Annotated in this window: 1 protein-coding gene; it reads right to left on the reverse strand. The window is 48.8% G+C overall.

What is annotated here, in order from left to right; genetic code table 11:
- Positions 1–240: hypothetical protein (locus tag N2257_10715; protein MCX7794856.1), on the reverse strand; the 240-nt coding region annotated here is incomplete at both ends.

Here is a 240-nt window from a genome sequence, read left to right on the forward strand (position 1 = left end):
GTCTCCTCATCATCCATACCCATGCGACCAAATATCATCCTTATTTGCTGTGCGAGGGCAACAGGGTCTGGATTGCCATCGACTCCCTCAGGATTCACGTATATAAGACCCATTTCTGTCGCAGCAAGAGGTCTTTCCAGCTCTCCATCATGAAACCTTTTCTTACCAGATAGCATTTCAAGCTCAGGACCCCAGTAGGTACTTTCGTCGGGTTCCCATATGTCTTCTCTTCCACCCCCA

It is taken from the genome of Thermodesulfovibrionales bacterium (assembly GCA_026417875.1).
GTDB lineage: Bacteria > Nitrospirota > Thermodesulfovibrionia > Thermodesulfovibrionales > CALJEL01 > CALJEL01.